Genomic DNA, 24,415 nt, shown 5'->3' on the forward strand with positions numbered 1-24,415 from the left:
CCGGATCTCATGGCCCGACTTCTTACCTATAATGTCCATCGCTGCGTCGGCGGCGACCGTCGGCTGGATGTGGATCGCATCGTCGCGGTCATCGCCGAACACGAGCCCGACGTCGTCTGTCTTCAGGAACTGGACGTCGGCCGCGCGCGCACCGGCAACGTCGACCAGGCCAGGGCCATCGCCGAGGGTCTGGCGATGAGCGTCCGCTTCCACCCCGCCATGCGGATCGAGGCCGAGGAGTACGGCGACGCCATCCTGACCCCCTGGCCCGAGCGGCTGGTCAAGGCCGGCGACCTGCCCACCGTGCGCGGCATTCCCGGCTTGGAGCCGCGCGGCGCGGTCTGGGCCGCCATCGACATCGGTGATCGCAGGGTCAACGTCATCAACACCCATTTCGGCCTGGTGCCCCGCGAGCAGAGGCTTCAGGCCGCCGCCCTGGTCGGGCGCGACTGGCTGGGCCACGCCGACTGCGTGGGCCCGACGATCCTGGCCGGCGACTTCAACGCGACGTCGATCACCCGCCCGTATCAGGCGCTGACGCGACGGCTGGCGGACTGCCAGCGCCAACTGGGGCTGAGGCCGTCGGTGAAGACCTTCCCGGCGAACTTCCCCGCCATCCGCATCGACCATGTCTTCGTCAGTCCGCACATCCGGGTGACGCGCGTTCATTCCCCGTCCTCGCCCCTGGCGCGCGCGGCGTCCGATCACCTGCCGCTGGTCGTGGATTTCGACATCCTGGACGCAGCCTAGTTTGGACAGGGTCTAGCGTTCGCGCAGTTCGCTGAGGCGGCTGTGCGAGGCGCGCTGCGACGGATTGCGCCGCTTCCAAGGACGCCAGGCGTTGGTCGAGGATGAGGGATCGCCCAGCTGCCATTCGGCGATGAAGCGTTCGATCCGCGTCGGCGCCGTGGCGCCCAGCTCCTCCATACGGCCGGTGTCGAACTTGCGGATCGCCTCGCCGGTCGATCCGATCACCGCTTCACAGTCGGCGAAATCCTTGCCGTCGATGCCGATGAAATGGCCGATACTGTGCTGGCGAAAAGCCTTGATCCGGGCCTGCCCCGCCGCATCGGTCGGCTCGGCGGCGATGTCGCATTCGGTATCCAGCCCCATCGATCGATTGTTCAGGTTGGTCGATCCGATCCGCAGCAGCCGGTCGTCGATGATGCTGACCTTGGCGTGCACGATGATGCGGTCGCCTTCCTTGGTGCGCGGGGCGAAGGCGAAGAAGCGGTTGTATCTGTCGGCGCTCTCCAGCCGATACAGGACTTCGGACCGCGCCGTGTCCATGGTCATCTTGTCGAACCAGCTGGGACTGTTGCCGGTCGAGACCAGCACCACCTCCGGCCCGTCCTCTTCCGACAGCCGGTCGGCCAGGGCGGCGGCGATCACTGGCGAGGTGAAATACTGGTTCTCCAGATAGATCAGCTTTCGCGCCTGGCGGATGGCGTCCAGGTGCAGGCACTCGTTCTCGCGCACCTCGCCGCGCCCGCCCCACTTGGGCTCGGTGCGGGAAATGCTGATCGGCACGTCGGTCATGTCGACGGCGACGCCTTCGGGCCAGCAGTCGTGATCGACCTCATCGGGGATGGTCCGCTCCCAGGTCGCCCGGAACCAGCGTTCGCGCGCCAGGTCGCCCAGCGCCCGAGCGGCGGCTCCGTCCATCACGCACATGGTCTCGTGACGTGGCGCGCTGATCAGGCCGGTAGGCTGGCAGCGGCGAGGGTCGCCGTCATAGTGGTTCTCGGAATCCCAGCGGTCGGTCGAGATGTCGCCGCCGCCGCAGAAGGCCACGGCGTCGTCGATGATGACCACCTTCTGGTGATGACAGGCGCCGATGGGTCCGGGACTGTCCAGCCGGAACTCGACCATCCGCTTGCGGAACCAGCTCTGGGCCTTGTGCGGATAAAAGCCCTGAGAGGCCGCGATCAGAAGGGGCGATTTCCAGATCAGCAGCCGTACGTCCAGATCGGGGCGAGAGCGGACCAGCATCCTGAGCCGATGGCCGATCTCGGCCTGGCGGTCGCCGGCGCGGGTCTCGGGGTCCAGGCGTGTGCGCGGATCGAACTGCCAACCCAGCACCACGACGGACCGTTGGGCCTTGTCCAGCGCGGCGGACAGGGCGTCGAAATAGGCCTCGTTCTCCATCAGGATGGCGAACCGATCAGCCTTCTCCACACGCCAGGCGTTGCGGCCCGGCGCCGTCAGACTGTCGGAATAGGCGTCGTTCGGGGCCATGCGACGTCCAGCAATACGGATGGGAGATGACAAGCAGATGCTAAGGTCGCCCTCGTCTCTCTCGTTCCATGCGCGGCGTGGCGGGGTCAATGGGCACGATCTGCGCCATGGATTGTCCGACCGCCGTTTTCGGGGCATAAGCGGGGCTGCGCAGGGAGGGTGGATGATGAATTTCTTGATCGACCTGATCTCGGGCTTCGTGGCCCTGCTGGCCGCCGCCGCTCTGTCCCAGTTCGGCGTCGATCTGACCCCGCCCGCCAAGGGCGAGCGCGAGGTTCACCGCACCGCCGACTGCCGCGACGCCCCTCCGGCCGCCGCGATGGGTCAGACCGCCAAACGGGACTGCTGAATCCCCGCAAGGATGGCCTTAGCGCCTTTGCGGACGTGATTTAGACCGCTAGGGTCTGTGGCTTACGCGCCACGCACCGTCCGTGGGATCAATGATCGAGATCGACGCCTGATGAAATCCCGCCAGCGACCGCCGCTCAACCTGTCCGATCCAGAGCCCGTCGCGCCGGAAACCGTCGCAGCAGACGCGTCCCACGACGACCTCGCCCCGACGCCGCCTCCCGAAGTGCAGCCTGAGGCCCCTGCGCCCGAGCAGGTCCTCCAGCGCCCGATCTCCGAGCGTCGCCGTCGCAGGCTGCAGGAGCAGGAGCGCGCGCTTCAGCCGCCGCAGGCCGATCTCGACGCCATTCCCGAACCGCCGCCGGCTCCAGCCCCGGCCGCCGCCGCCGCCTCTCCCGAAGTGATTGTGCCGCGCATGGGGGTCAGCGCCGACGCCCCCCCGGTCGCCTATGCGCCCGCAACGCCTCCGGTCGCCGAGTCTCCCGCGACAGACGGCCCGGCCCAGGTTCCGTCCGACATCTCCCTGCCCGATCTCGCGCCCCAGTCGCGCTCGACCTATGTCATCGCCGCCCTGGCCTCGGTGATGTGGATCGGCGGCATCGCCTCGTGGGCGGCCTTCGAATTCGGCTCGGGCGGAGCGGCCTTCGACGGGCTGCGCATCGCCCTCTATGCTCTGATCGCCCTGGCCCCCGCCGGGCTGGCGATCATGATGGCCCACACCGTCCGCCAGGGCGCCCGCCTGGCCGCCGAGACCGTCCGCGCGCGCGGCTTCGCCGAGGCCCTGGTCGCCCCGACCGCCCACGCCGCCCACCAGACCGGCCGGCAACTGATCAGCCTGCGCAACGACATCGACCAGGCCACCCTGGCCGCCGAACAGGCGCGCACCGAGATGGTGCTGCTGCGTGAGTCCCTGGCGCTGGAAACGGATCGTCTGGGCGAGGCCTGTCAGACGGCCGCCCGGACCGCTCGCCACGTCGTCGAACAGATGGCCGGCGAGCGCGAGAATATGCGCCTGCTGGGCGCCTCGCTGGACAGCCAGTCCGCCGCGGTGCTGGATGCGGTCGAACGCCAGTCGCGAATGATCGTCGACGCCTCCGACCTGGCCCAGACCCAACTTCGCGAGGCCGAAGCCGCACTGGCGGCCCGCGCCGCCGATCTGGCCGCCGCCGCCGGCGACGCCCAGGATGCCGCCCGCCTGGCCGCCGACGACCTGGCCCGCCAGACCCTGAGACTGGAAAACGCCGGGGCCGGCGTCGCGGAACAGATCCAGTCGGTCGAGGAAGGCCTGGGCCAGCAGCGCGCCGCCCTGGTCACCGCCGCCTATACCCTGCGCACCGATCAGGAGGACTTCTCGGCCCAGGTCGAGAGCCAACGCGCGCAACTGACCGAACAACTGGACGCCGCCCGCTCGGCCAGCACCGACCTGGGCCAGACCTCGGCCAAGTCGGCGGATTCGATGCGCGACCTGGTCGAGGCCGCCAGCGACCAGTTCCGCGCCCTGGTGGATATGTCCCAGCGCGAGGCCGACGGTTTCGACGCCGCCACCAAGCTGTCGCTCGACCGTTTCGAAGCTCTGGCCGCCGAGGCTCGCGATGCGGTGATGCAGGAAACTCGCTCATCTCTCGCCGCCCTTCAGGCCGCCGCCGACGACAGCCGCGCCCTGGCGGCCGAGGCCGCGAGCCAGGCCCAGGTCCGCGCCGACCGCCTGGGCGAGGCCCTGTTCGACGCCGCCCAGAAGGCCGACCACGCCGCCGACACCCGGATCGAGAACGCCCGTCGCATCGTCGGCGAAACTGTCGGCCTGGTCGATCAGGCTGGGGAACAGGCTATCGCCCGCCTGGAAGCGACCATGCAGCGGATGATCCAGGCCCTTGGACAGGTGGATGCGTCGATCACCGACCTGGACGACCGCGCCGCCCGCCTGCCCGATCAGGCCCGTGACCGCGCCGACGCCGTGCGCAAGACGGTTGAGGAAGGCCTCGCCGCACTGGGCGCCGCCTCGCGCAAGGCCGCAGAGGACACCGAGGCGCTGGAGCATGGCTTCCAGGAACGCGTCCGCCGCAACTACGATATGCTGACCGAGGCCGTCCGCATGATGGGCGTCGTGTCGGGCGAAAGTCCGTCAGCTCGGCGTCGCGAAGGCGGCATCACTCTGACGCCGCCTGTGCAGGAAGAGCCCCGCGCCCGCCGCGCCCCGCCCAAGGACGACGGCTTCGGTCTGCGTGGACGGCTGCGTCTGGAACCCACCGACGAGGTCGCACGACCGGCGCCGGCGTCTGACACGGGTCTGGATTGGGCCGATCTGGTCGGCGACGAGCCCGATCCGGCGCCGCTGGATCTGGACCAGCCGCTTATGCCCGCCGACGCCGACGCCCTGGCCGACCGCATCACCGCCGCCATCCGCCGCATGGGCGTCGATCCCAACGCCCTGTTGCCCCGCCAACGGGTGGAAGAAGCCGCTCAGGCCTTCGCCGAACGCGACCCCGATCACGCCCGCCAGATCGTGCGCCGCGTCGCCCCAGCGGCGGTTCGCAGCGTCTCGCGGCGGGTGATGAGCGATGCCGACCTGCGCACGGACGCCGAACGCTATGTCCGCATCTTCGCCCAGCAGTTGGCCGATCAGGGCCGCAGCGGCGACGCTGCCGCCGTCCTGTCGATCCTGGCCACCGACGCTGGCCGGGCCTTCATGCTGCTCGACGCCGCCGTGGGCGACCTGTCCTAGGGCCTCTATGGCTCGGAGTAGACAGGATCGCGCCCCTGGACATTGGCCGTCATGGCCTCGATCAGGTCAGGACCGCCGAGAAGGGCGAGTTGCTCGGTGGATTCCAGCATCAGAAGACCCGCCCTGTCCTGATCGTTCATGGCGTTGAGCAACCGCTTGGCGGCCTTTATAGCGCGCGGGCTCTGGGCGGCGATGGCGTGGGCCATGCGAAGCGCCTCTGCACGGGGGTCGGCATGAACCTGGGTGACCAGCCCCACAGCCTGGGCCTCGGCGCCTGACAGAACCCGGGCGCTATAGACCAACTCCCTAAGCACATCGGCGCGCACCAGACTGCGCAGCAGCACCATGCCGCCCATGTCGGGCACGAGGCCCCATCGCGTCTCCATGATCGACAGCTTGGCGTCCGGCGTGCTGATGCGGACATCGGCGCCCAGCGCAATCTGCAGCCCCCCGCCAAAGACCGATCCATGCAGCGCTGCGATGACGGGCGGCGCAAGGTCGCGCCAGGCCATGGAGACGTGCTGGAACAGGTTCATATCGCCGCGATCCCGATCCTCAAGATTGCTGAAAGCGCCAGAGGCGATCTTGGGAACGAAGGACCTCAGGTCCAGACCAGCACAGAAGGACGGCCCTGCCCCCGACAGGACGACGGCCCGCACATCGGATCGCTCGGCCACAAAGTCAGCTGCGGCCGTGATCGCCGCAAACATCCGGGCGTCGAGGGCGTTGTGCTTGTCCGCACGTTCCAGGCGAACCTCGGCGACGGCTCCGTCGAACGTCACCGTGACGCGCTCATCGAGCACCATATCCGCCGTCGTCATCATGCACTCCTGAAAGCCGTTTCGGCCTCATCCTATCCAGCGAAGGCGACTGCGTCTCCTGTCTAGCCCAGAGGCCAGAACATCAGGATCAGCGGCGGTCCGGCCAGCAGGACCAGCAGGCTGAGAGGCGCGCCCAGCCGGGGGTAGTCCGAGAACTTGTACCCCCCCGGCCCCATCACCAGGGTGTTGCACTGGTGTCCGATGGGCGTCAGGAAATCGCACGCGGCGCCGACGGCCACCGCCATCAGGAAGGGGTCGGGATTGAACCCAAGTTGCTTGGCCAGGGTTGCGCCGATGGGCGCGACGATCAGCACCGTCGCGGCATTGTTCAGGAAAGGCGTCACGGCCATCGAGGCGAGCATGACGCCTCCGACCGCCAGAACGCCCGGCATCCCGCCGAACACATTCCTTAGCAGGCCTGCGATCAGGTCCGATCCGCCCGTCGACTGGATGGCGTCCGACACCGGGATCAGGGCGGCGATGAGCACCAGCAGCGGCCCGTCCAGGGCAGCATAGGCCTCGCGCATCTTCAGGCCGCCCATGGCGACGATGGCGACCGCCGCGCCGAAGAAGGCGATGGCCACCGGGATCACGCCGAAGCCCACCAGGGTCATGGCGATGGCCAGCACCACCGCCGGCATGAACCGCTTGCGCACGCCGCCCAGCCGCACCTCGCGCTCGGCCAGGGGCAAGAGGTCCAAGGCCGCCAGCGCCGCCGGCAGGGCCTGTTCCGCCCCCTGCAACAGGACGATGTCGCCGGGCGCCAGCTTGGCCGTGCGCAGATGCTGGGTCAGTTCATAACCACTTCGCGACACGCCCAGCAGGTTGATGCCGTGCTGGCCATACAGGTCCGACTGGCGCACCGACTGGCCCTGCAAGGCCGAGTTTCGGCCGACCACCGCCTCGACGATGGCGATCTCTTCGGAGGCGTTCTCGATGGCTATGGGCCGGTTCTCGCGCACCAGCTTGAGCCGCGACCGCGCCAGGAACTCCTCCAGCGCCTCCTGCCCGCCCTCGACCAGCAGCACGTCGCCGGGCTTGATGACCGTATTGCCGCGCGGGTTGGGCCGGCGCTTGCCCTCGCGGATCAGGGCCATGATCCGCACATCCCCCTCGCCGCATTCCAGCAGGGCCGAAACCGACATCGATTCCGGCGCCCAGTCCTCGGGCGCGCTGACCTCGGTGGCATAGGCGTTGGCGGCCAAGGCGGCGTTCATGGCCGTCGCCCCGTGCCGGTCCTTGGGCAATATCCGATAGCCCACGGCCAGGAAGGCGAGAGCGATGGCCGTCAGGGCCAGGCCGACCGGCGCATAGTCGAACATCTGGAACGGCTGGCCCAGGATCTCCTGGCGCACTTCGGCGACGATGATGTTCGGCGCGGTCCCGACCAGGGTGACCATGCCCCCGGCCATGGCGCCGAACGCCATGGGCATCAGCAGCCGCGAGGGCGCCGACCCCGTCCGCCGCGCCACCTGCAAGGCCACAGGCATCATGATGGCCAGAGCGCCGACATTCTTGGTGGCCATAGACAGCAGGGTGACCACGCCGGTCAGCACCGGAACCTGCGACCGCTCGGTCTTCAGCATCGGCAGGATACGACGCATCGCCAGCTCGACGATGCCCGACCGCGCAAAGGCCGCCGAGACGATCAGGGCACAGGCGATGATGACGGTGACGTCGTTCTTGAACCCATCGAAGGCCGCCTCGGCCGGGATGATCCCTACCGCCAGCCCAGCGACCAGCGCCACCAGGGCGACGAGGTCATAGCGGAACCGGCCCCACACAAAGGCGCCGATGGTCAGGGCGATCAGTCCGAACGCCAGTCCCTGCTGCAGTGTCACGCGGTATCAGCCCCAATGATCGAATGGCCTCAACGCCGACTGCGGTCATTCGATGCATCGCCCCCGGAGGAACCGTCACGCTTGCCGGGCGCTCCGTTCCCGTCATGCTTCCTGATCTTGAAAAACTGGGCGACCTGGACCGGCTGGAAGGGGCGCGGCTGTTCAGCTTCGGCGGCTCGGCCGTGACCTTGGGCGGCGTGGTCAGCGGCGCCGTCATCATCGTAGTGGCCTTCATCCTGGCCAAGATTCTGGGCCGGATCCTGTGCCGTGTGCGCGAACGCTCGCCCCAGAAGACCACCGCCGCCCTCTATGTGCTGGAAAAGCTGGTCACCTATGGGCTGATCGTCTTCGGCGTGATCTCGGGCCTGTCGGCGGCGGGCCTGAACCTCTCATCCCTGGCGGTCTTCGCCGGCGCGATCGGCATCGGCATCGGCCTGGGCCTTCAGGGGGTGGTGAAGGAGTTCGTCTCCGGCCTGTTCCTGATCTTCGACCGGATGGTCTCGGTCGGCGACTATGTGGAACTGGAGGGCGGTGTGCGCGGCGCAGTCGCCGAGATCGGCCCGCGTGCGACCCGGATCCGCAACAACGACAACGTCAATATCATCGTCCCCAACTCGGCCTTCATCGAGGATCGGGTCACCAACTGGACGCTGAAGGGCGACACCCGGCGCATCCACATTCCGTTCAGCGTGGCCTATGGCGCAGACCGGGGGCGAGTGCGCGACGCCATACTTGAAGCGGCCCGATCGTCTCCCTTCACCCTGCCCGAGACCGAGGCAAGGAAGAGCCAGGTCTGGCTGGTCGGGTTCGGCGAGAAGGGCCTGGATTTCGAGCTTCTGGTCTGGCCGACCCAGGCGGCGGTGAAGCGGCCGGCAGGGATGCACGCGGCCTATACCTGGTTGATCGCGGACGCCCTGGACGCCGCCGGGATCGAGATCCCCTACCCCCAGACCGATGTCCGGGTCCGTAGCGTCTTTGGTCGCGAGGGCCAGGCGGCGCTGGATGCGCTGGGGCTCGGCGCGGGCGGTCCAGCCCAGACGGACGGCGCGAGGCGCGCTCCGATGTCGGCCCCGGTCCGCACGGTCAACGATGCGGCCGAGGACCTGCTGCGACCCCCGACCGAGGCGGTCGAAGATGCGGATCTAAGCGACGAGGCTCCCTGATCCGTTTGTCCCCGATCTCAGTTCCGGTTGGACCAGATGGAGACGCCGCCGACCACGATCATGAACATGGCGAAGGCGGAAAAGACGAAGGCGATGAAGGGGATGGCGGAAGCAGGCATGTCGATCTCCGTTGATCTTCAGACCTTCGCCTCCTCAATGCCCCGGGGCATTGATCGACATCAATCGCCCCAGAAATACGCCCGCTAGAGCGGGACATCCGCCTCGTTCGAAGCGTCGGGTTGGGACAGGCCGGCGTCACCCTCGTCGAACAGGTGAAACTCGTGCCACAGGCCGTTCAGCACGCCAAAGGCCACCGCCAGCCCCAGGCCCAGGATCCATGAAAAATACCACATCGGTTTCGGCTCCTTGGGCTCAATAGAGGTCGGGGTTGGTCTTGAGGGCCTGGGTCGAGGTCCGGCCCCACAGCACCGAATAGACCCACGTCGTGTAGATCAGGATCAGCGGCAGGAAGATCACGGTCACGATCAGCATGACGAACAGGGTCAGCTGGCTGGACGAGGCGTTCCATACCGTCAGGCTGGACTGGGGGTTGATCGAGCTGGGCAGGATGAAGGGGAACATCGACAGACCGGCGGTCGAGATGATGCCCACGGTCGAGGCGGAAGACCCGCCGAACGCCAGGGGCGCTGACCGTCTCCACATCCCGATCAAACCCGCCAGGGCGCCGACGAAACCGAGGACCGGTGCGATCAGCATCCAGGGATAGCGGCCATAGTTGTCGAGCCAGGCGCCCGGCGCCGCCTCGACCGTCGTACGCAGCGGGTTTGAGAAGCCATTGATGTCCAGCGGACCCGTGATCCGGTAGCCCAGCCCGCCGAAGGCGACATACAGGCCGCCGACAGCAAACAGGACCAGGGCCAGAACCCCCGCGATCGTGCCGTAAAGCCGCGCCCGCTCAAGCACGGGGCCATGCTCGGCCTTGACCGACAGCCAGGCCGCGCCATGCAGCACCAGCATGGCCACTGACAGCAGGCCGGCGATCAGGCTGAAAGGGGTGAACAGTCCCAGCAGACTGCCTTCGTAGAAGGAGCGCAGGTCGCTATCCAGACGGAAGGGCGCGCCCAGCAGGACATTCCCGACCGCGACGCCGAACACCAGGGCCGGCACGAACCCGCCGATGAACAGGCACCAGTCCCAGAAGGACCGCCATTTCGGCGACGGCCGCTTGGAGCGGTATTTGAACGACACCGGCCTGAGGATCAGGGCCGCCAGCACTAGGAACATGGCCAGGTAGAAGCCGGAGAAGCTGACCGCATAGACGAAGGGCCAAGCCGCAAAGATCGCCCCGCCGCCCAGGATGAACCAAACCTGGTTGCCTTCCCAGGTCGCGCCCACGGTATTGATGACCATGCGCCGCTCCTCGTCCGTGCGGGCGACGAAGGGCAACAGGGCGCCGACCCCCAGGTCGAAACCGTCGGTCAGGGCGAAGGCGATCAGCAGCACGCCCAGGAGGCCCCACCAGATCAGGCGAAGCGTGGCGAAGTCGAGGGGAATATCCATGGTCGGATTCCTGTCAGGTCTGGGTCAGGCCACGGCGGGCGCGGGCGCGCGCTCGGCGGGCTCATCGGAAGGGGCTTCGCCGAACGTCTCCTGTTCGTGAAACGGCCCCTTCTTGATGGCGTGCAGCATCAACCGGACCTCGACCACGGCCAGGGCGCCGTACAGCAGGGTGAAGCCGATGATCGTCGTCCACAGTTGCGGCACGGTCAGGCTGGACGCGCCCAGGAAGGTCGGCAGAACACCGTCCACAGCCCAGGGCTGGCGACCGAACTCGGCCAGGATCCAGCCGAACTCGATCGCGATCCACGGCAGGGGCAGCGACAGCACCGCGATCCGCAGGAACCACTTCGTATCGTGCTTGCGCAGGGTGCAGAGTACAAAGGCCGTACCGAACAGGGCGATCATGAACATCCCCACCCCGGCCATGATGCGGAAGGCCCAGAACAGCACCGGCACATTGGGCACCGTGTCCCATGCCGTCTTCTGGATCAGCTCGGGCGAGGCCATGCGGGGATCGGCGACATATCGCTTCAGCAGCAGGGCATAGCCCAGGTCACGACGGTGCAGTTCGAACACGCCCCGCGCGGCCATATCGGTCGGGTTGGCCTTGACCTTCTCCAGGGCGTCATAGGCGATGACGCCGGATTCGATCCGCGTCTCGGCCGTGGCGACCAGTTCGAAGATGCCCTCGACCGGCTTGTCGATGCTGCGCGTCGCGATCAGGCCCATGACCCAGGGAATGTGGATGCCATAGTGGGTCTCGCGATCCTTCATGCTGGGAATGCCGATCAGGGTCAGGCCGGCGGGCGCCGGCTCGGTGCGCCACATGGCCTCCAGCGCGGCCAACTTCATTTTCTGGTTGTCGGTCAGGGTGTAGCCGGACTGGTCGCCCAGCACGACGACCGAAAGGGACGCCGCCAACCCAAAGGCCGAGGCCACGGTCATCGACCGCTTGGCGAAGCCGACGTGCTTGCCCCTCAGCAGATAGAAGGCCGAAACGCCCAGCACGAAAACGGCGGCGCAAACGTAGCCGGCGCTGACGGTGTGAACGAACTTGGCCTGGGCCACCGGGTTGAACAGCACGGCCATGAAGTCGGTGACCTCCATCCGCATGCTGTCGGGATTGAAGGCCGCGCCGACCGGGTTCTGCATCCAGCCGTTGGCGATCAGGATCCACAGGGCCGAAAGGTTGGTGCCCAGGGCGACCATGAAGGTGACGAACAGGTGGGCGTGCGGCTTCAGCTTGTCCCAGCCGAAGAACATCAGCCCGACGAAGGTCGCCTCCAGGAAGAAGGCCATCAGGCCCTCGATGGCCAGGGGGGCGCCGAAGATGTCGCCGACGTAGTGGCTGTAATAGCTCCAGTTCATGCCGAACTGGAATTCCATGGTGATGCCGGTCGCCACGCCGAGCACGAAGTTGATGCCGAAACAGACGCCCCAGAACCGGGTGATGGTCCGCCAGATCGGGCGGCGGGTCATCACATAGATCGACTCCATGATGACCAGCATGAAGCTGAGTCCCAGTGTCAGTGGCACGAACAGGAAGTGGTACAGGGCCGTCAGCGCGAACTGCAGACGGGACAGGTCGACGACCGCGAGGTCGATCATGGCATGGCTCCGACCGCCGGCCCCGACGACCGACGTTTCCCTCGCCCTAGACTTTCCGGGCGACCCGCGCCTTGATCTGGATCAAAGCCTTCGCGCGCGCGCGCATTTATTGTGTGATCCGATGACTGCCGCGCCGATCGACGACCTGATCCCGAATCCGCCTTCCGGGACGGACCTACAACCGGCCCCCTGGCTCAAGCAGGCCGGCGCGCCATGGCGTCGGCAATCCGGTCTGGCGGCCCTGCTTGTCGCCGCCGACGTGGTTCCGGCCATCGGATTCGCCGCCGGTCTGGCCATGGCCATCGCCCGGTTCGACACCTCCCTGGCGGCGGCGGCGCCATGGCTGGTCCTGGCAGGTCTCAGCCTCGTGGCGCGCGGTCTTCTGGCCCAGGTCGCTGTGTCGGCCGGCGCGCGCCTGGGCCAACAGGTCAAATCCGCCGTGCGGGACCGGCTTCTGGTTCGTCTGTTCGCAGGCGGGCGGCGCTCCGATGCCGGGCTGACCACCGTGGTCGAGGGGGTTCAGGCGCTGGAGGGCTATTACGCCCGCTTCGTCCCCTTGAGGGTCTGCGCCGCGATTTCGCCCTTGCTGATCATCGCCGCTGCGGCCGTGGCCAGTCCGGTGGCGGCGGCAATCCTGCTGTTCACCCTGCTGCCCTTCATCGCCGGGATGGCCCTGGCCGGGACGGCTGCAGCGGGCGAGAGCCGGCGTCAGTTCCAGGCCCTCGAACGCCTGTCGGGCCTGTTCATCGACCGCATCCGCGCCCTGCCCGCCGTCCTCGCCTTCGACGCCACCCGCCGCACCACCGCCGAGATCGCCACAGCCTCCGACGAGCTGGAACGCCGCACCGCCCGCGTGATGCGGATCGCCTTCCTGTCGTCCGGCGTGATCGAGTTCTTCGCCGCCCTCGCGGTGGCTCTGATCGCCGTCTATTGCGGCTTCAACCTGCTGCGCCTGCTGCCCTTCCCCGTGCCCGAGACCCTGGACCTGGGCCGCGCCTTCTTCGTCCTGGCCCTGGCGCCGGAGGTCTATATGCCGATCCGTCGGCTGGCCGCCGCCTATCACGACCGTCAGGCCGCAGAGGCCGCCGTTCCCAGCCTGATCGCGGGTCTCGCCGCCGATCCAGAGACCTCACCGGGCGTCGCCTTCCCCGACCTGAACGAGGCGCCCGCAATCCGCTTCGACCAGGTCGCGATCGCCTATGACGGCGGCGCGGCGGTCATTCAGGCGTTCGACCTCGACATCCGCCCCGGCCAGATGGTGGCCCTGCTGGGCGCGAGCGGGGCGGGCAAGTCCAGCCTGCTGCATCTTCTGCTCGGCCTCGCGCCCCTGACACAGGGGAACGTCACCGTCGGCGACAACAGCCTTCGCCAGAGTCGCGGCCTGACCCGTCAGATCGCCTGGGCCAGCCAGCATCCGGTCGTCGTGCCGGGCTCCCTGGCCGACAATATCGCCCTGGCCGATCCTGCTGCCTGTCGCGGGCGACTGGAACTGGCGGCGCGGACGGCGGGCCTGATGGGCGACCTCGACAGGCCCATCGACGAGCGGGGCGGCGGACTGTCAGGCGGCGAACGGCGGCGGCTGGGACTGGCCCGCGCCATCCTGAAACCTGCGCCCATCCTGCTGCTGGACGAGCCGACCGCCAATCTGGATCCCGCCGCCGAACAGGCCATGCTGGAAGTCATCCGCAAGGCCGCCCAGGGACGCACGACCCTCATCGCCACCCACTCGCCAGCCGTCGCCGCCCTGGCCGACCGCGTGGTGACGCTGTGAGCGCCCCGACCCGTATCGGCGGCCTGATCGCCGCCCAGCGACGCGCGCAGCGCCCACGCCTGAGAACAGCGGCCCTCGGCGGCGTCGTGGTCACCGTCGCCGCCGTCTGCCTGCTTGGTCTGTCCGGCTGGTTCATCACCGGTGCAGCCCTGGCGGGCGTGGCGGGCGGCGCCGCGATCCAGGCTTTCAACTACATGATGCCCAGCGCCATCATCCGCCTGTTGGCCATCCTCAGGACCGGAGGCCGCTATATCGAACGGGTCGCAGGCCACGAGGCGGCTTTGAAGGCCCTGGCCCGGCTGCGTCCGCAACTGTTCCACGCAATGGCCGCTGGTTCGCCGGAGACTGCGCTGCTGCTGTCGTCAGGCGATGTATCGACGCGGCTGGTTCAGGACGTGGACGCCGTCCAGACCCTGTTCGTGCGCCGCTCCGCCCCCTGGGCCCTGGGCGCCGGCGCGGTCGTATCCGTCCTGCTCGCCGCCCTGGCCACCCCACTGGCGGGTCTGGTGCTGCTGATCGCCCTCGGCCTGGCGTGCGGCGGCGGGGTGTTGATCGCCCGCCGAATGGCCGACCCCGCTGGCCACGCCGCCCAGACCGCCGTCGCCGCCCTGAAGGACCGGCTTTCGGCGCTGGAAGCCGTCGCTCCCGAGCTCAAGGCCTATGACCTCGACGCCTGGGCGGTGTCCCAGCTTCAAGTCGTCGCCGTCCGCCAGGACGAGGCCCAGATCGCCGTCGCCCGCGTCGGGGGCTGGATGGCCGCTTGGCAGGCGGCGGTCACCGGCCTGGCCGTCTTGCTGATCATTCCCGCCACCGCCGGAGCGGGCCTGCCGATGACGGCCCTGGCCGCGCTGGCCGCCGTCATGGGGATCGACGCGGCCTCCGGCCTGATCACGGCCCTGCACCAGAACGGCGCGGCGTCCCAGGCCCTCTCCCGGCTCGACGACCTGCTGCCCGCCGAGACGGTCCCGCCCGCCGGGCTCCCGGCCAGCGCTTCCATTGCCTTGGACGGCTTGGCGGACGCGATGTCGCCGCCGTTTCGCCTCGGGGTGCTCGGCGCCTCTGGCGCGGGCAAGACCACCCTGGTCGAGCGCTTGGCGGGCCTTCGGACCATTCAGCCCGGCGAGGCCCTGATCGGCGGCGTGGATGCGGCGAGGGTCGCGCCGGATCGGCGTCGCGCCCTGTTCGCCTATGCGGCCCAGGACGTGCGGCTGCTGGGCGGGTCGATCCGCCAGAACCTGCTGCTGGCCGGCCCCGCCGACGATGCCGCGCTGTGGCAGGCCCTGGACGACGCCGCACTGGGCGACCGGGTGAGGGCCGATCCCAAGGGGCTGGACGCCCAGGTCGGCGCCAATGGCGAGCGGCTGTCAGGCGGTGAACGCCGTCGCCTGGGTCTGGCCCGCGCCTATCTGCGATCCGCGCCCTGGCTGGTGCTGGACGAGCCTACTGAGGGGCTGGACGCCGCCAGCGCGGCCCAGGTCCTGAAGGCGCTGGATCGCCGCCTGACCGAGCGCCAACAGGGGCTGATCCTGATCAGTCACCAGTCTGCGCCCATGGACATCTGTGATCAGGTGATCCGGGTCCAGGGCCTGGCCGACGAGGGCCGGGTCCAGATGTCGCCTCAGCGGCGCTCGGCGGCCTGATCCCGACCTTCGGCCACCGCGCGCAGACGCTCGGGCTGATCGACCCGAAGGTCGTTCAACGACAGCATCCGGATGACGCCGGCGGTCTTCAGCTTGGTCAGTTCGCGGCTGACGGTCTCGATCGTCAGGCCCAGATAATCGGCGATCTCGGCGCGGGTCATCGACAGCCTCACCTCGTTGGGGACGACGGCGCGGATCGGATCGCGGTCCGGCAGGTCGATCAGGAAGGACGCCACCCGTTCGCGCGCCGTCTTGCGCCCCAGCAGCAGCATCTGGTCCTGGGCCGCCGCCAGTTCGTGGGTGGCTCGGTCCAGCAGGGCCGCCTCCAGCGCCGGGCGCTGACGGATCAGGGCCCAGTATTCGCTCTTGCGAAAGCGGCACACCGTGATGTCCTCGATGGCCTCGGCGGAGAAGGCGTAGTCCTCGCCCGTCGCCAGCCCGACGAAATCGCCCGCGAACAGAAAGCCCGTGATCTGGCGTCGCCCATCAGGCAACAGCTTATAGACCCGCACCGAGCCCGACGTGATGTTGAACACATGGCCGGCGGCGTCGCCCTGACGGATCAGGGTCTCTCCGGCCCGCATCACGTCGCGTTCGGCAATGGCGTCCAGCCCGGCCAGGTCATCGTCCGCAAGGCTGCCGCACACGCTGAAGGCGCGGGCTCCACAGGTGACACAGGCGCTCTGGGTGCGGCGCTTGGCGCATTCGGACGGCAATGAGCGAAGTTCAAGCATCGGACCTTTGGACCCGCGTCAGATCAAGCATCGACACATGGCGCCGCTGTCCTGACGGAGACGCGCGTCACAAGGGTGGCTTAACACCCCCCGAGCGCCTCGCCTAAACCCATTCTCCGGTTTCAGACAGGGGCCACGGCGCCACACCGTCTCGTTGGCCTGAAAGCAGAAGCCAGACTAAAGGCGGACCAGCGCCGGAGGCAGTCCGGGCGTTTCTACCCGCAGGCGATAGAGGCCGCCCAGTGTCGGCTGGGCCGCGCGCTTGTCGGCGTTGCCCAGCCAGGCCGTGGTGCAATAGACGTCGCGCAGGTCGTCGCCCGCAAAGGCGGCCTTTGTCACGGTCTGGACCGGCATCCGGATCGTGCCGATCCGCTCGCCTTGGGGCGAGAACTGCGCCAGGCCCCAGCCGTTGAACAGACCGACGTGAAGGACCCCGGCGGAATCCACGCTGGGTCCGTCGGCGAACCCGTCGACCGTCTCGGCGAACAGCCGCTTGTTGGTCAGCGCCCCGTCCACATGGTCGAAGGCGTAGATGCGGCGCTCGATCGTGTCGTGGTGATACAGGGTCCGGCCATCGGGGCTGAGCGCCGGTCCGTTGGTGACGCGATAGCCGTCGTCATGGCGGGTCACCACACCGTCGCGGAAGCAATAGAGAGCGCCGGAAATGGTCTCCTCGCTGTCGTCCATCGACCCGAACCACAGGGCGCCGTCGGGCGAGACAAAGCCGTCGTTCAGCCGGTTCTGAGGGCGATCCGCCTCGACGGAGACAATCAGGGTGAAGACGCCGCTGTCGGGATCGAAGCGATACAGGCCGCCGCGCACGCCGCAGACCAGCGACCCGTCCTCGGCCGGCAGGGCGAATCCGGTCTGATCCGGCGTGTCCCAGGATACCTGGGCGCCGTCATCGACGCCATAGCGATGCAGTTTGCGGCCCTTGATATCGACGAACCAGACGGCCCGCCGCCGAACGTCCCAGACAGGACCCTCGCCCAATTCGGCCTGCACGTCCCAGATCAGTTCCGGTTCGGTCATGCTGGGGCGGTCTCCGTTGAGGTCCAGGCGGCGACGAATTCGGCAGCGGCCGCGCCGACCTTATCGGGGGTCCAGCCCGGTTTGAACACGGCCGAACCAATGCCGAAGCCATCCGCTCCGGCCGCGCGCCAGGCGGGCACGGTCTCGGGAGAAACGCCGCCCACGGCATAGACGCGGGTTCCTGTCGGCAGGACCGCCCGCACGGCCTTCAGGCCGGCCTGACCGGCGACCTCGGCCGGGAACAGTTTCAGCACGTCGGCGCCCGCATCCAGGGCGGCGAAGGCCTCGGACGGGGTAAAGAAGCCGGGCATGGAGAACAGGCCCAGGTCCTTGGCGGCGGCGATGACCTGGACGTTGGTGTTGGGCGAGATGACGATCTGGCCGCCCGCGTCGGCGACGGCCTTGGCGGCGGGGATCGACAGCACGGTGCCGGCGCCGACCACGGCCCGGCCGTCCAGCGCGTCGCGCATCAGCCGGATGCTTTCCAGCGGACGCGGCGAGTTCAGCGGCACCTCCAGGCAGCGGAACCCGGCGGCGACCAGGGCCTCTGCGACCTCGACCGCCTCCTCGGGCACGAGGCCGCGCAGGATCGCCACCAGAGGCAGGGTCTTCAGGGCGTCGTCGACAGTCATGATTGCGAGGCTTTCCAGATTCGCCACAGGCCGCGCGCGGTGATGTCGGCGCCGCCGACGGCGGTGACGTCGGTGAACCCGGCCAGATACAGGGCCCTGACATAACGCGCCACAAGGGCGTCTGACCCGATGAGCATCAAGGGCTCCGAAGGCCCCTTCTGGGCGCCGATCTCGGCGCCGATCAGCAGGCCCGACAGATAGTCGGCCAGGCTTTCGGGCTGCAAACGTCCCGACAGTTTCTCGATGCGGACCGAGAACAGGGCGGCGGTGACGGCGGGCTCGGACAGGCCGCGCAACACGCCCTTGCGGAAGGCGTCGTCATCGACGCCCGGATCGCCCATGCCGCCGCCCAGGATGGTGGCCTTGCGGATCGCGCCGAACAGTTCGCCCGTCATGAAGGTGCGAAAGTCGGTGATCCGCCCGTTCTGAACCGTGGTCCATTTGCTGTGGGTTCCCGGCAGGACGACCCGGGCGCTGGCTCCGGGGTCGGACAACAGACCCAAAATCTGGGTCTCCTCGCCGCGCATCACGTCCTGCAGCCCATCGCCATTGTCGCGGCCCACGCCGGGGACCAGTCGCACAGGGCTGTCGGCCGGCTTGACCAGACCGGCGGCGATGTCGCCGAGCCCCGCCGGACAGGGGCGATAGGGGACAGCGGCCCAGCGATCCTGGGCGCCGGCCATGCCGCAGACCAGGATGGGCAGGCCGTCCTTGATCCAGTCGCCGGCGACCTCGGCCATCACGGGGGCGAAGTCGGTAGGCGCCAGCCCCCCTGCCCCGCGCGGATCGGCGCGCTGGTCCAGGACGACGCCGCCCTCGCCGATTTGGAACACCCGCAGATTGCTGGTGCCCCAGTCGATGCCAATCAGGACGGGCTGGGTCATCTCACCACCAGATCGCATAGACTGCGATCAGGAAGGCGATCACTCCGACGGCGGCCAGGTTGAAGCCCAGCGAGGTCTTGTAGCTGATGCCGTCCAGCTTGATCTGCATCGTCCCGGCCTTGGGCGGGAACAGCAGCGAAACGACCACGGCGGCGATCAGGGCGACGACGAAGACCACGCCGACCCGGTTCATGAACGGCAGGGTGAAGATGCCCGCCTTGTCGAGCCAGAACATGAAGCCCGACAGGGCCACGCCGCCGATGGCTGCGGTCAGGGCGCCGGCCTCGGACGCCCGCTTCCAGAACAGGCCCAGGATGAAGATGACCACGATCGAGGGGGTGAAGAAGCCGGTGAAGTCCTGGATGAACTGGAAGGCCTGCGAGAAGCCGCCGAGCAGCGGACGGGCCACCAGAATGCCGATGATCATGGCGGCGACGGCGGCGATCCGGCCGACCAGAACCAGGTGCTGCTCGCTCATTCCCTTGCGCGCCTTGGCGTAGAGATCCAGCGTGAAGATGGTCGAGATCGAGTTCACCTTGGACGCCAGCGAAGCGATGATGGCGGCGATCAGGGCGGCGAAGACCAGACCCTTCAGCCCGATGGGCAAGAGGTTCATCATGGTCGGATAGGCCTGGTCGGGCTTGGCCAGACCGGGCGCCAGGATCAGGGCCGCCATGCCCGGCAGGACGATGATGACCGGCATCAGCAGCTTCAGATAGGCGGCGAAGGCGATCCCCTTCTGGGCCTCGCCCAGCGACTTGGCGGCCAGGGCGCGCTGGATGATGTACTGGTTGAAGCCCCAGTAGCTGATGTTCATGATCCACAGACCGCCCAGCAAGACGGCGATGCCCGGCAGTTCCTTGTAGTGCGGGTTGTCCTTGGACAGGATCATGTCGAACTTGTCGGGGAACTCGGTCATCAGGGTGGTGAAGCCGGCTATGGGGCCCGCGCCGTCGCCGATGTTGGACAGGGCGATGAAGCCGATGATCAGGCCGCCCGCGACCAGCAGGGTCACCTGCACGATATCGGTCAGGGCCACGGCCTTCAGCCCACCCCACAGCTGATACAGCAGAGCAAAGGCGCCGATGGCGATGATGGCGTAGTTCTGGTCCAGGCCGGTGACCGTGGTCACGGCGATCGAGCCCAGCCACAGGATCGAGGTCACGTTGACGAAGACATAGAGCAGCAGCCAGAACACGGCCATCACGTTGCGGATCGTCGGCCCATACCTCTGCTGCAGGAACTGCGGCATGGTCACGATCTCGTTCCGCAGGAAGATGGGCAGGAAGAACTTGCCCACGATCAGCAGGGTCAGCGCCGCCATCCACTCATAGGACGCGATGCCTAGGCCGATGACATAGCCCGATCCGCTCATGCCGATGATCTGCTCGGCCGAAATGTTGGCCGCGATCAGGGACGCGCCGATGGCCCACCAGGGCAGGGCTTTGGACGCCAGGAAATAGTCGGTCGAGGTCTTGGCCGGGCCGCCCTTGTCGCGCGACACCCACTGGGCCAGGGCGAAGATGAAGACGGCGTAGATCGCCAGAATCACCAGATCGATGGTCGCAAGCGTCATGCGGTCAGCCTCCCCATTCGTCGGCCCCGACGTCCGGGCCTGTTCCGTTCGCCGGAATTCGCGCTCAGGCTATTCCACGCCCGATTGCGTCGCAAACGCTTTTTATATGTGCGGAATGCTTTTACATGCGACAATCATGAGGTCGCCGCCGCTGACCGGCGCGACCGACCGAGCCGGATGTTGATGACCCCTCACGACGCCACAGACGAACGCAAATACCGCGCCCCGGCCCTGGAAAAAGGGCTGGACGTGCTGGAACTGCTGTCGTCGCAGGCCGAGCCCATGACCCCGTCGCAGATGTCGACGACACTGGGCCGGTCGGTCAGCGAACTGTTCCGCATGATCCAGGTGCTGGAATTCCGCGGCTATATCGAACAGTCGTCCGACGGCTATCGGCTGACCAACCGGCTGTTCAGCCTGGGCATGGCCCAGGCGCCGATCCGCACGCTGAGCGACGCAGCCCTGCCGGTGATGCGCGCCCTGGCGGCCGAGACGATCCAGTCCTGCCATCTGGTGGTGCCGTCCGGCGACCAGATCGTGGTCATCGCCCGTGTCGAGAGCCCCGGCGATCTCGGCTATTCGGTGCGGATCGGCTATCGCCGCAGCATCCTGCACGCCACCTCGGGCCTGATGCTCTACGGCTGCGCCAACCCTTCGGCCCGCGCCGCGCTGCACGACGCCCTCGCCCAGATCCACGGCCCCCGAAAGACGGCGGCCTTCGCCCGGAACGCCATGGCCGTGGCCCAGGCCGGCCACATCGAACGCGCCAGCGACTTCGTGAAGGGGGTCACCGATCTGGTGGCGCCGATCATGGGATCGGACGGCGTCATCGCCACCCTGATCACCCCCTATATCGAACGCACGCCCCGCCACCTGACCCTGGCCCAGACGGTCGTCCGCCTGCGCCGCGCCGCAGGGGAAATCTCGGACAAGATGTCGTCGGTCCCCCATGCCTGAACCGCGCGGCGGCCGACCCACCGTTGACAGGCTCGCACCGGCCCGCCAGCGTCAATTCTCTATCCTCAGACAATTCAGCCGACACAGAGCGGCCCACGCCCGGGAGGCGTAACATCATGGCCGCAATCTATACCGACCTCGGCGAACGGGTCGTCATCGTCACCGGCGGCGCCGGCGGCATTGGCGAGGCCATCACCCGCGCCTTCCTGGCCCAGGGTTGCCGCGTCGGCTTCCTAGATATCGACGCAGGCCGCGGGGAGCGGCTGCAGACGGAGCTGGGCGAAAAGTCCCGCTTCGTCGCCTGCGACCTGACCGACATCCCGGCGCTGAAGGTTGCGATCCAGAGCGTGCGCGACGCCTTTGGCCCCATCGACGTCCTGATCAACAACGCCGCCCATGACGAGCGCCACCCCACGCTGGACGTCACCGAAGCCTATTGGGACGGGCGGATCGCGGTGAACCTGAAACACCAGTTCTTCGCCGCCCAGGCCGTGCTTCCCGACATGCAGGCCACCGGCAAGGGCGCGATCGTCAACCTGGGCTCGACATCCTGGGTCATCGGTCAGGGCGGCATGGCGGCCTATACGGCGTCCAAGTCGGCGGTCATCGGCCTGACCCGCTCGCTGGCGCGCGACTTCGGCGAGTTCGGCGTGCGGGTCAACGCGGTGGCCCCCGGCTGGATCATGACCGAGCGCCAGCTGGCGCTGTGGGTCACGCCCGAGACCGAAAAGGACCTTTACGAGCGCCAGTGCCTGAAACGGCGGTTGGTCCCCGACGACATCGCCCGTGTCGTGGTTTTCATGGCCTCCGACGAGGCCGGCGCCATCACCAACCAGCACTACGTCGTGGATGGCGGCTGGACCTGACCTCAGGACAGCGCCCGACGGCTAGATCGACCCCATGGCGATGAAGGCGCGCCCGGCAGCGAAATCCCCGGCCTCGAAGGTGGTGCGGGCCACGCTGTCATCACGGAACAGGAACTCGACGACAAAGGGCTCGCGCGGGTCCAGACGCGCCAGGGCGTCGGCGGTCGAGGCCGGGAAGATCCAGGCCTGCCCCTGCGTCTTGTCGGCGGACAACAGGGTGGGGGCGGCGTCGCGTCCGCCCGACGAGAAGATCACCCGGCGCTGCGCTTCGGGAGGCAGGACGCCCTGTCCGACCAGCCAGGGTCGCGGCGCCCGGTCCGCGTCGCGCATGACGATCCTCACTGCATAGGGACGGGGCCGTCCGAACCAGGACACCACCGCCTGAAGTTCATGGGACTGCCCCCCGCCAGCCGCATAACCGAAGGTCACGGGCGAGGCGCCGGTCGATGACGCCTGCATCAGCCTCCATGTGGGCGACGAGAATTCGCTGCGATTGGCGCTCCAACTGGCGGTCGAACCTGGGAAGCTCATCCGCGCGGTTCGCGTCCAGCCGGAGAAGGCCTCGTTCACCCGACCGCGCACCATGACCAGATCAGGATCGTTGCAGGCTGTCCGAGCCGCTCTGGCCCGCGCTCGCGCGACGGTCTCGCCCAGTACCACGTCGTTGGCGCCGCCGCGGGCCGCCGCGCCGCGCGCCTGAAGCGCCGCAGACGTCAGGGCCGAAGTCACGCCCGGCGCGAACAGACGGCAGCGGTCGTTCGCCGCCAGCACGAAGCTGCGTTCGTAGAAGGTGTCGATGACATTGGCCCAGGCGGCCACGGGCTGGCCCGCGATCACGGCTGCAATCGCTGCGGCTTTGGCGTATCGGAGGGGCAGACCGGTCTTCATGAGGCCCACCATAGGCGCCGACGGTTCCGGTCGCGTTTCCGAGCAGGGTTAGCGAATTGCTTCTTTCCAGCGACCTGTGGGTCAGTGCACTCATCCGCCGGGCCGAGATCGGCGGGGCCTTCGCCACCGTGGTGCGCAAGGGCGACGCCCGCGCCGGCACGGTGATCGTCAAGGCCTACGACACGTCGAACCGCCAGGCCCGCCTGTTCACCGAGGCCTTCGGCGCCGACGGCGAACGTCTGTGGATTCAGCCGGTTCAGAGCGAAATGGAAAGCGAGCTCGACGCTTATATCCAGCGCCAGATCGGGTACGACCCCGACATCTGGGTGGTCGAGATCGAGGACCGCGAGGGGCGGCACTTTATTACGGAGACGGTGGCGAAGAACGCCTGACCGGATTTCCGAGCTTGGTCAGAAACACTTAACCGCGTTCGTGAACGGGACCGCAAGCGGGCGGCTGTAGGGTCCGGTTGTCGGCGAAGAAACGTCGATGTCTGGCGAGTAAGCCCCTCATGCTGTTTCTTCTGAACGATGTCGTGTTCGATCTGGACGAGGCCACCCCGGTCTCGCCCGCCGATGCGCGCCGTTTCGAGAAGCTGGACTTCGACTATGTGCTGGAACTTGGCTGCGAGCTGTTCGCCGAGGATCCGCTGATGCACCGGAACGATCCCGGTCGCGCCCGCCGCCTGGCCTGGCTGGTGTCGCAGACCAGCCCCGACGTGAACGCCGCCCTGTTCGCGGCGCCTGCTCAGGATTGCGATCCCGACTTGGTCGAACCGCGCTTCTGCGCCCTGCCCGCGCTCGTCATGAGCCGGCTGCGCTCGCGCGATTCCAGAGGCCAGCTAAACGCCGTCTCCGCCGACCGCGCCGTCTGGAACCGCATGGCGGCCTGATCGACCGCGCCGCCCGGTTTCCTCAGGTGACGGCGCTGAACACCAGATGCACGATCAGGGCCGCGCCGATGATGACCGCGAAACCGGCGGCCAGGCAGATGCGGGGATGGTTGGTCGTTTCCTTGTGGCCCGCGGCCGCACTGTCGGTCGGATGAATGAGCGCCATGGCGTTGTTCCTCGGTTTCCGTTCCCAATCCGCGGCGCCCGACTACATGGCCGGAACGTCTCGCCACGGAACGATGCCTTCAAAAACCACGATTGGCGAGGGGTTTCTCATCACG

General features: G+C 68.0%; 23 protein-coding genes. 10 read left to right on the forward strand and 13 right to left on the reverse strand.

Annotated features, from left to right (window positions below; translation table 11 throughout):
• Nucleotides 1-9 precede the first annotated feature (9 nt).
• Nucleotides 10-750 (forward strand): endonuclease/exonuclease/phosphatase family protein, encoded by a 741-nt coding sequence (locus ACO05L_RS12500; RefSeq protein ID WP_421729490.1) that lies wholly within the window; start codon nucleotides 10-12, stop codon nucleotides 748-750.
• 12 nt (nucleotides 751-762) lie between these two features.
• On the opposite strand, the gene ACO05L_RS12505 is transcribed toward ACO05L_RS12500, so the two are convergent.
• Nucleotides 763-2,238, reverse strand: coding sequence for a phospholipase D-like domain-containing protein (locus ACO05L_RS12505; RefSeq protein WP_421729491.1), 1,476 nt, complete (start codon nucleotides 2,236-2,238; stop codon nucleotides 763-765).
• 163 nt (nucleotides 2,239-2,401) lie between these two features.
• Between ACO05L_RS12505 and ACO05L_RS12510 the strand changes: the two genes are divergently transcribed.
• Together ACO05L_RS12510 and ACO05L_RS12515 are read left to right on the forward strand one after the other, a co-directional pair.
• A complete protein-coding gene (locus ACO05L_RS12510; RefSeq protein WP_421729492.1) occupies nucleotides 2,402-2,587 on the forward strand; it encodes a hypothetical protein in 186 nt (61 codons plus the stop codon).
• Nucleotides 2,588-2,698: 111 nt separating this feature from the next.
• Nucleotides 2,699-5,308 carry a tipN gene (locus ACO05L_RS12515; protein WP_421729493.1) on the forward strand — a complete coding sequence of 870 codons (2,610 nt, stop codon included), beginning with the start codon at nucleotides 2,699-2,701 and terminating at the stop codon, nucleotides 5,306-5,308.
• Nucleotides 5,309-5,313: 5 nt separating this feature from the next.
• Here ACO05L_RS12515 and ACO05L_RS12520 read toward each other — a convergent pair whose 3' ends face one another.
• Both ACO05L_RS12520 and ACO05L_RS12525 read right to left on the reverse strand, forming a co-directional pair.
• Entirely contained in the window at nucleotides 5,314-6,132 is an 819-nt protein-coding gene (locus ACO05L_RS12520) for a crotonase/enoyl-CoA hydratase family protein (protein WP_421729494.1), read from the reverse strand.
• Nucleotides 6,133-6,191: 59 nt separating this feature from the next.
• Nucleotides 6,192-7,970, reverse strand: coding sequence for an SLC13 family permease (locus tag ACO05L_RS12525; RefSeq protein WP_421729495.1), 1,779 nt, complete (start codon nucleotides 7,968-7,970; stop codon nucleotides 6,192-6,194).
• A 104-nt stretch (nucleotides 7,971-8,074) separates the two neighbouring features.
• On the opposite strand from ACO05L_RS12525, the gene ACO05L_RS12530 reads away from it, so the two are divergent.
• Nucleotides 8,075-9,133, forward strand: coding sequence for a mechanosensitive ion channel family protein (locus tag ACO05L_RS12530; protein ID WP_421729496.1), 1,059 nt, complete (start codon nucleotides 8,075-8,077; stop codon nucleotides 9,131-9,133).
• A 203-nt stretch (nucleotides 9,134-9,336) separates the two neighbouring features.
• Here ACO05L_RS12530 and cydX read toward each other — a convergent pair whose 3' ends face one another.
• The 3 genes from cydX to ACO05L_RS12545 are packed head-to-tail and all read right to left on the reverse strand — an operon-like array spanning nucleotide 9,337 to nucleotide 12,259.
• Nucleotides 9,337-9,486, reverse strand: coding sequence for a cytochrome bd-I oxidase subunit CydX (gene cydX / locus ACO05L_RS12535; protein WP_421729497.1), 150 nt, complete (start codon nucleotides 9,484-9,486; stop codon nucleotides 9,337-9,339).
• Between the two features lie 19 nt (nucleotides 9,487-9,505).
• The gene (gene cydB / locus ACO05L_RS12540) at nucleotides 9,506-10,654 is read right to left on the reverse strand and encodes a cytochrome d ubiquinol oxidase subunit II (protein WP_421729498.1); all 1,149 of its coding nucleotides are present in this window, start codon (nucleotides 10,652-10,654) and stop codon (nucleotides 9,506-9,508) included.
• A 24-nt stretch (nucleotides 10,655-10,678) separates the two neighbouring features.
• On the reverse strand, nucleotides 10,679-12,259 hold the full coding sequence (locus ACO05L_RS12545; protein WP_421731691.1) for a cytochrome ubiquinol oxidase subunit I: 1,581 nt from the start codon (nucleotides 12,257-12,259) through the stop codon (nucleotides 10,679-10,681).
• 124 nt (nucleotides 12,260-12,383) lie between these two features.
• On the opposite strand from ACO05L_RS12545, the gene cydD reads away from it, so the two are divergent.
• Together cydD and ACO05L_RS12555 are read left to right on the forward strand one after the other, a co-directional pair.
• The gene (cydD, locus tag ACO05L_RS12550) at nucleotides 12,384-14,033 is read left to right on the forward strand and encodes a thiol reductant ABC exporter subunit CydD (RefSeq protein WP_421729499.1); all 1,650 of its coding nucleotides are present in this window, start codon (nucleotides 12,384-12,386) and stop codon (nucleotides 14,031-14,033) included.
• Entirely contained in the window at nucleotides 14,030-15,673 is a 1,644-nt protein-coding gene (locus ACO05L_RS12555) for an amino acid ABC transporter ATP-binding/permease protein (protein WP_421729500.1), read from the forward strand. The genes cydD and ACO05L_RS12555 overlap by 4 nt, the downstream gene beginning before the upstream one ends.
• Here the strand turns inward: ACO05L_RS12555 and ACO05L_RS12560 are convergent.
• The 5 genes from ACO05L_RS12560 to ACO05L_RS12580 all read right to left on the reverse strand — a co-directional run bounded on the left by ACO05L_RS12560 (nucleotide 15,652) and on the right by ACO05L_RS12580 (nucleotide 20,531).
• Entirely contained in the window at nucleotides 15,652-16,407 is a 756-nt protein-coding gene (locus ACO05L_RS12560; RefSeq protein ID WP_421729501.1) for a cyclic nucleotide-binding domain-containing protein, read from the reverse strand. The genes ACO05L_RS12555 and ACO05L_RS12560 overlap by 22 nt on opposite strands.
• A gap of 177 nt (nucleotides 16,408-16,584) precedes the next feature.
• Nucleotides 16,585-17,439 (reverse strand): SMP-30/gluconolactonase/LRE family protein, encoded by an 855-nt coding sequence (locus tag ACO05L_RS12565; protein WP_421729502.1) that lies wholly within the window; start codon nucleotides 17,437-17,439, stop codon nucleotides 16,585-16,587.
• Nucleotides 17,436-18,071, reverse strand: coding sequence for a 2-dehydro-3-deoxy-6-phosphogalactonate aldolase (locus tag ACO05L_RS12570; RefSeq protein WP_421729503.1), 636 nt, complete (start codon nucleotides 18,069-18,071; stop codon nucleotides 17,436-17,438). Before ACO05L_RS12570 ends, ACO05L_RS12565 begins: the two co-directional genes overlap by 4 nt.
• On the reverse strand, nucleotides 18,068-18,955 hold the full coding sequence (locus tag ACO05L_RS12575; RefSeq protein WP_421729504.1) for a 2-dehydro-3-deoxygalactonokinase: 888 nt from the start codon (nucleotides 18,953-18,955) through the stop codon (nucleotides 18,068-18,070). The genes ACO05L_RS12570 and ACO05L_RS12575 overlap by 4 nt, the downstream gene beginning before the upstream one ends.
• Nucleotide 18,956: 1 nt before the next feature.
• Nucleotides 18,957-20,531 (reverse strand): sodium/sugar symporter, encoded by a 1,575-nt coding sequence (locus ACO05L_RS12580; RefSeq protein WP_421729505.1) that lies wholly within the window; start codon nucleotides 20,529-20,531, stop codon nucleotides 18,957-18,959.
• Between the two features lie 183 nt (nucleotides 20,532-20,714).
• Between ACO05L_RS12580 and ACO05L_RS12585 the strand changes: the two genes are divergently transcribed.
• On the forward strand, nucleotides 20,715-21,488 hold the full coding sequence (locus ACO05L_RS12585) for an IclR family transcriptional regulator (protein ID WP_421729506.1): 774 nt from the start codon (nucleotides 20,715-20,717) through the stop codon (nucleotides 21,486-21,488).
• Nucleotides 21,489-21,604: 116 nt separating this feature from the next.
• Nucleotides 21,605-22,354 (forward strand): SDR family NAD(P)-dependent oxidoreductase, encoded by a 750-nt coding sequence (locus ACO05L_RS12590; RefSeq protein WP_421729507.1) that lies wholly within the window; start codon nucleotides 21,605-21,607, stop codon nucleotides 22,352-22,354.
• Nucleotides 22,355-22,375: 21 nt separating this feature from the next.
• On the opposite strand, the gene ACO05L_RS12595 is transcribed toward ACO05L_RS12590, so the two are convergent.
• On the reverse strand, nucleotides 22,376-23,242 hold the full coding sequence (locus ACO05L_RS12595) for a hypothetical protein (protein WP_421729508.1): 867 nt from the start codon (nucleotides 23,240-23,242) through the stop codon (nucleotides 22,376-22,378).
• A 56-nt stretch (nucleotides 23,243-23,298) separates the two neighbouring features.
• Here ACO05L_RS12595 and ACO05L_RS12600 point away from each other — a divergent pair, with 56 nt between their 5' ends.
• Complete coding sequence (locus tag ACO05L_RS12600; RefSeq protein WP_421729509.1) at nucleotides 23,299-23,634, forward strand: DUF1491 family protein; 336 nt, start codon at nucleotides 23,299-23,301, stop codon at nucleotides 23,632-23,634.
• A 119-nt stretch (nucleotides 23,635-23,753) separates the two neighbouring features.
• Nucleotides 23,754-24,134 carry a hypothetical protein gene (locus ACO05L_RS12605; RefSeq protein ID WP_421729510.1) on the forward strand — a complete coding sequence of 127 codons (381 nt, stop codon included), beginning with the start codon at nucleotides 23,754-23,756 and terminating at the stop codon, nucleotides 24,132-24,134.
• 22 nt (nucleotides 24,135-24,156) lie between these two features.
• Here the strand turns inward: ACO05L_RS12605 and ACO05L_RS12610 are convergent, their stop codons facing one another.
• A complete protein-coding gene (locus ACO05L_RS12610; protein WP_421729511.1) occupies nucleotides 24,157-24,300 on the reverse strand; it encodes a hypothetical protein in 144 nt (47 codons plus the stop codon).
• Nucleotides 24,301-24,415 lie beyond the last annotated feature (115 nt).

It is taken from the genome of Brevundimonas sp. (assembly GCF_965227765.1).
Taxonomy (GTDB): Bacteria; Pseudomonadota; Alphaproteobacteria; order Caulobacterales; family Caulobacteraceae; genus Brevundimonas.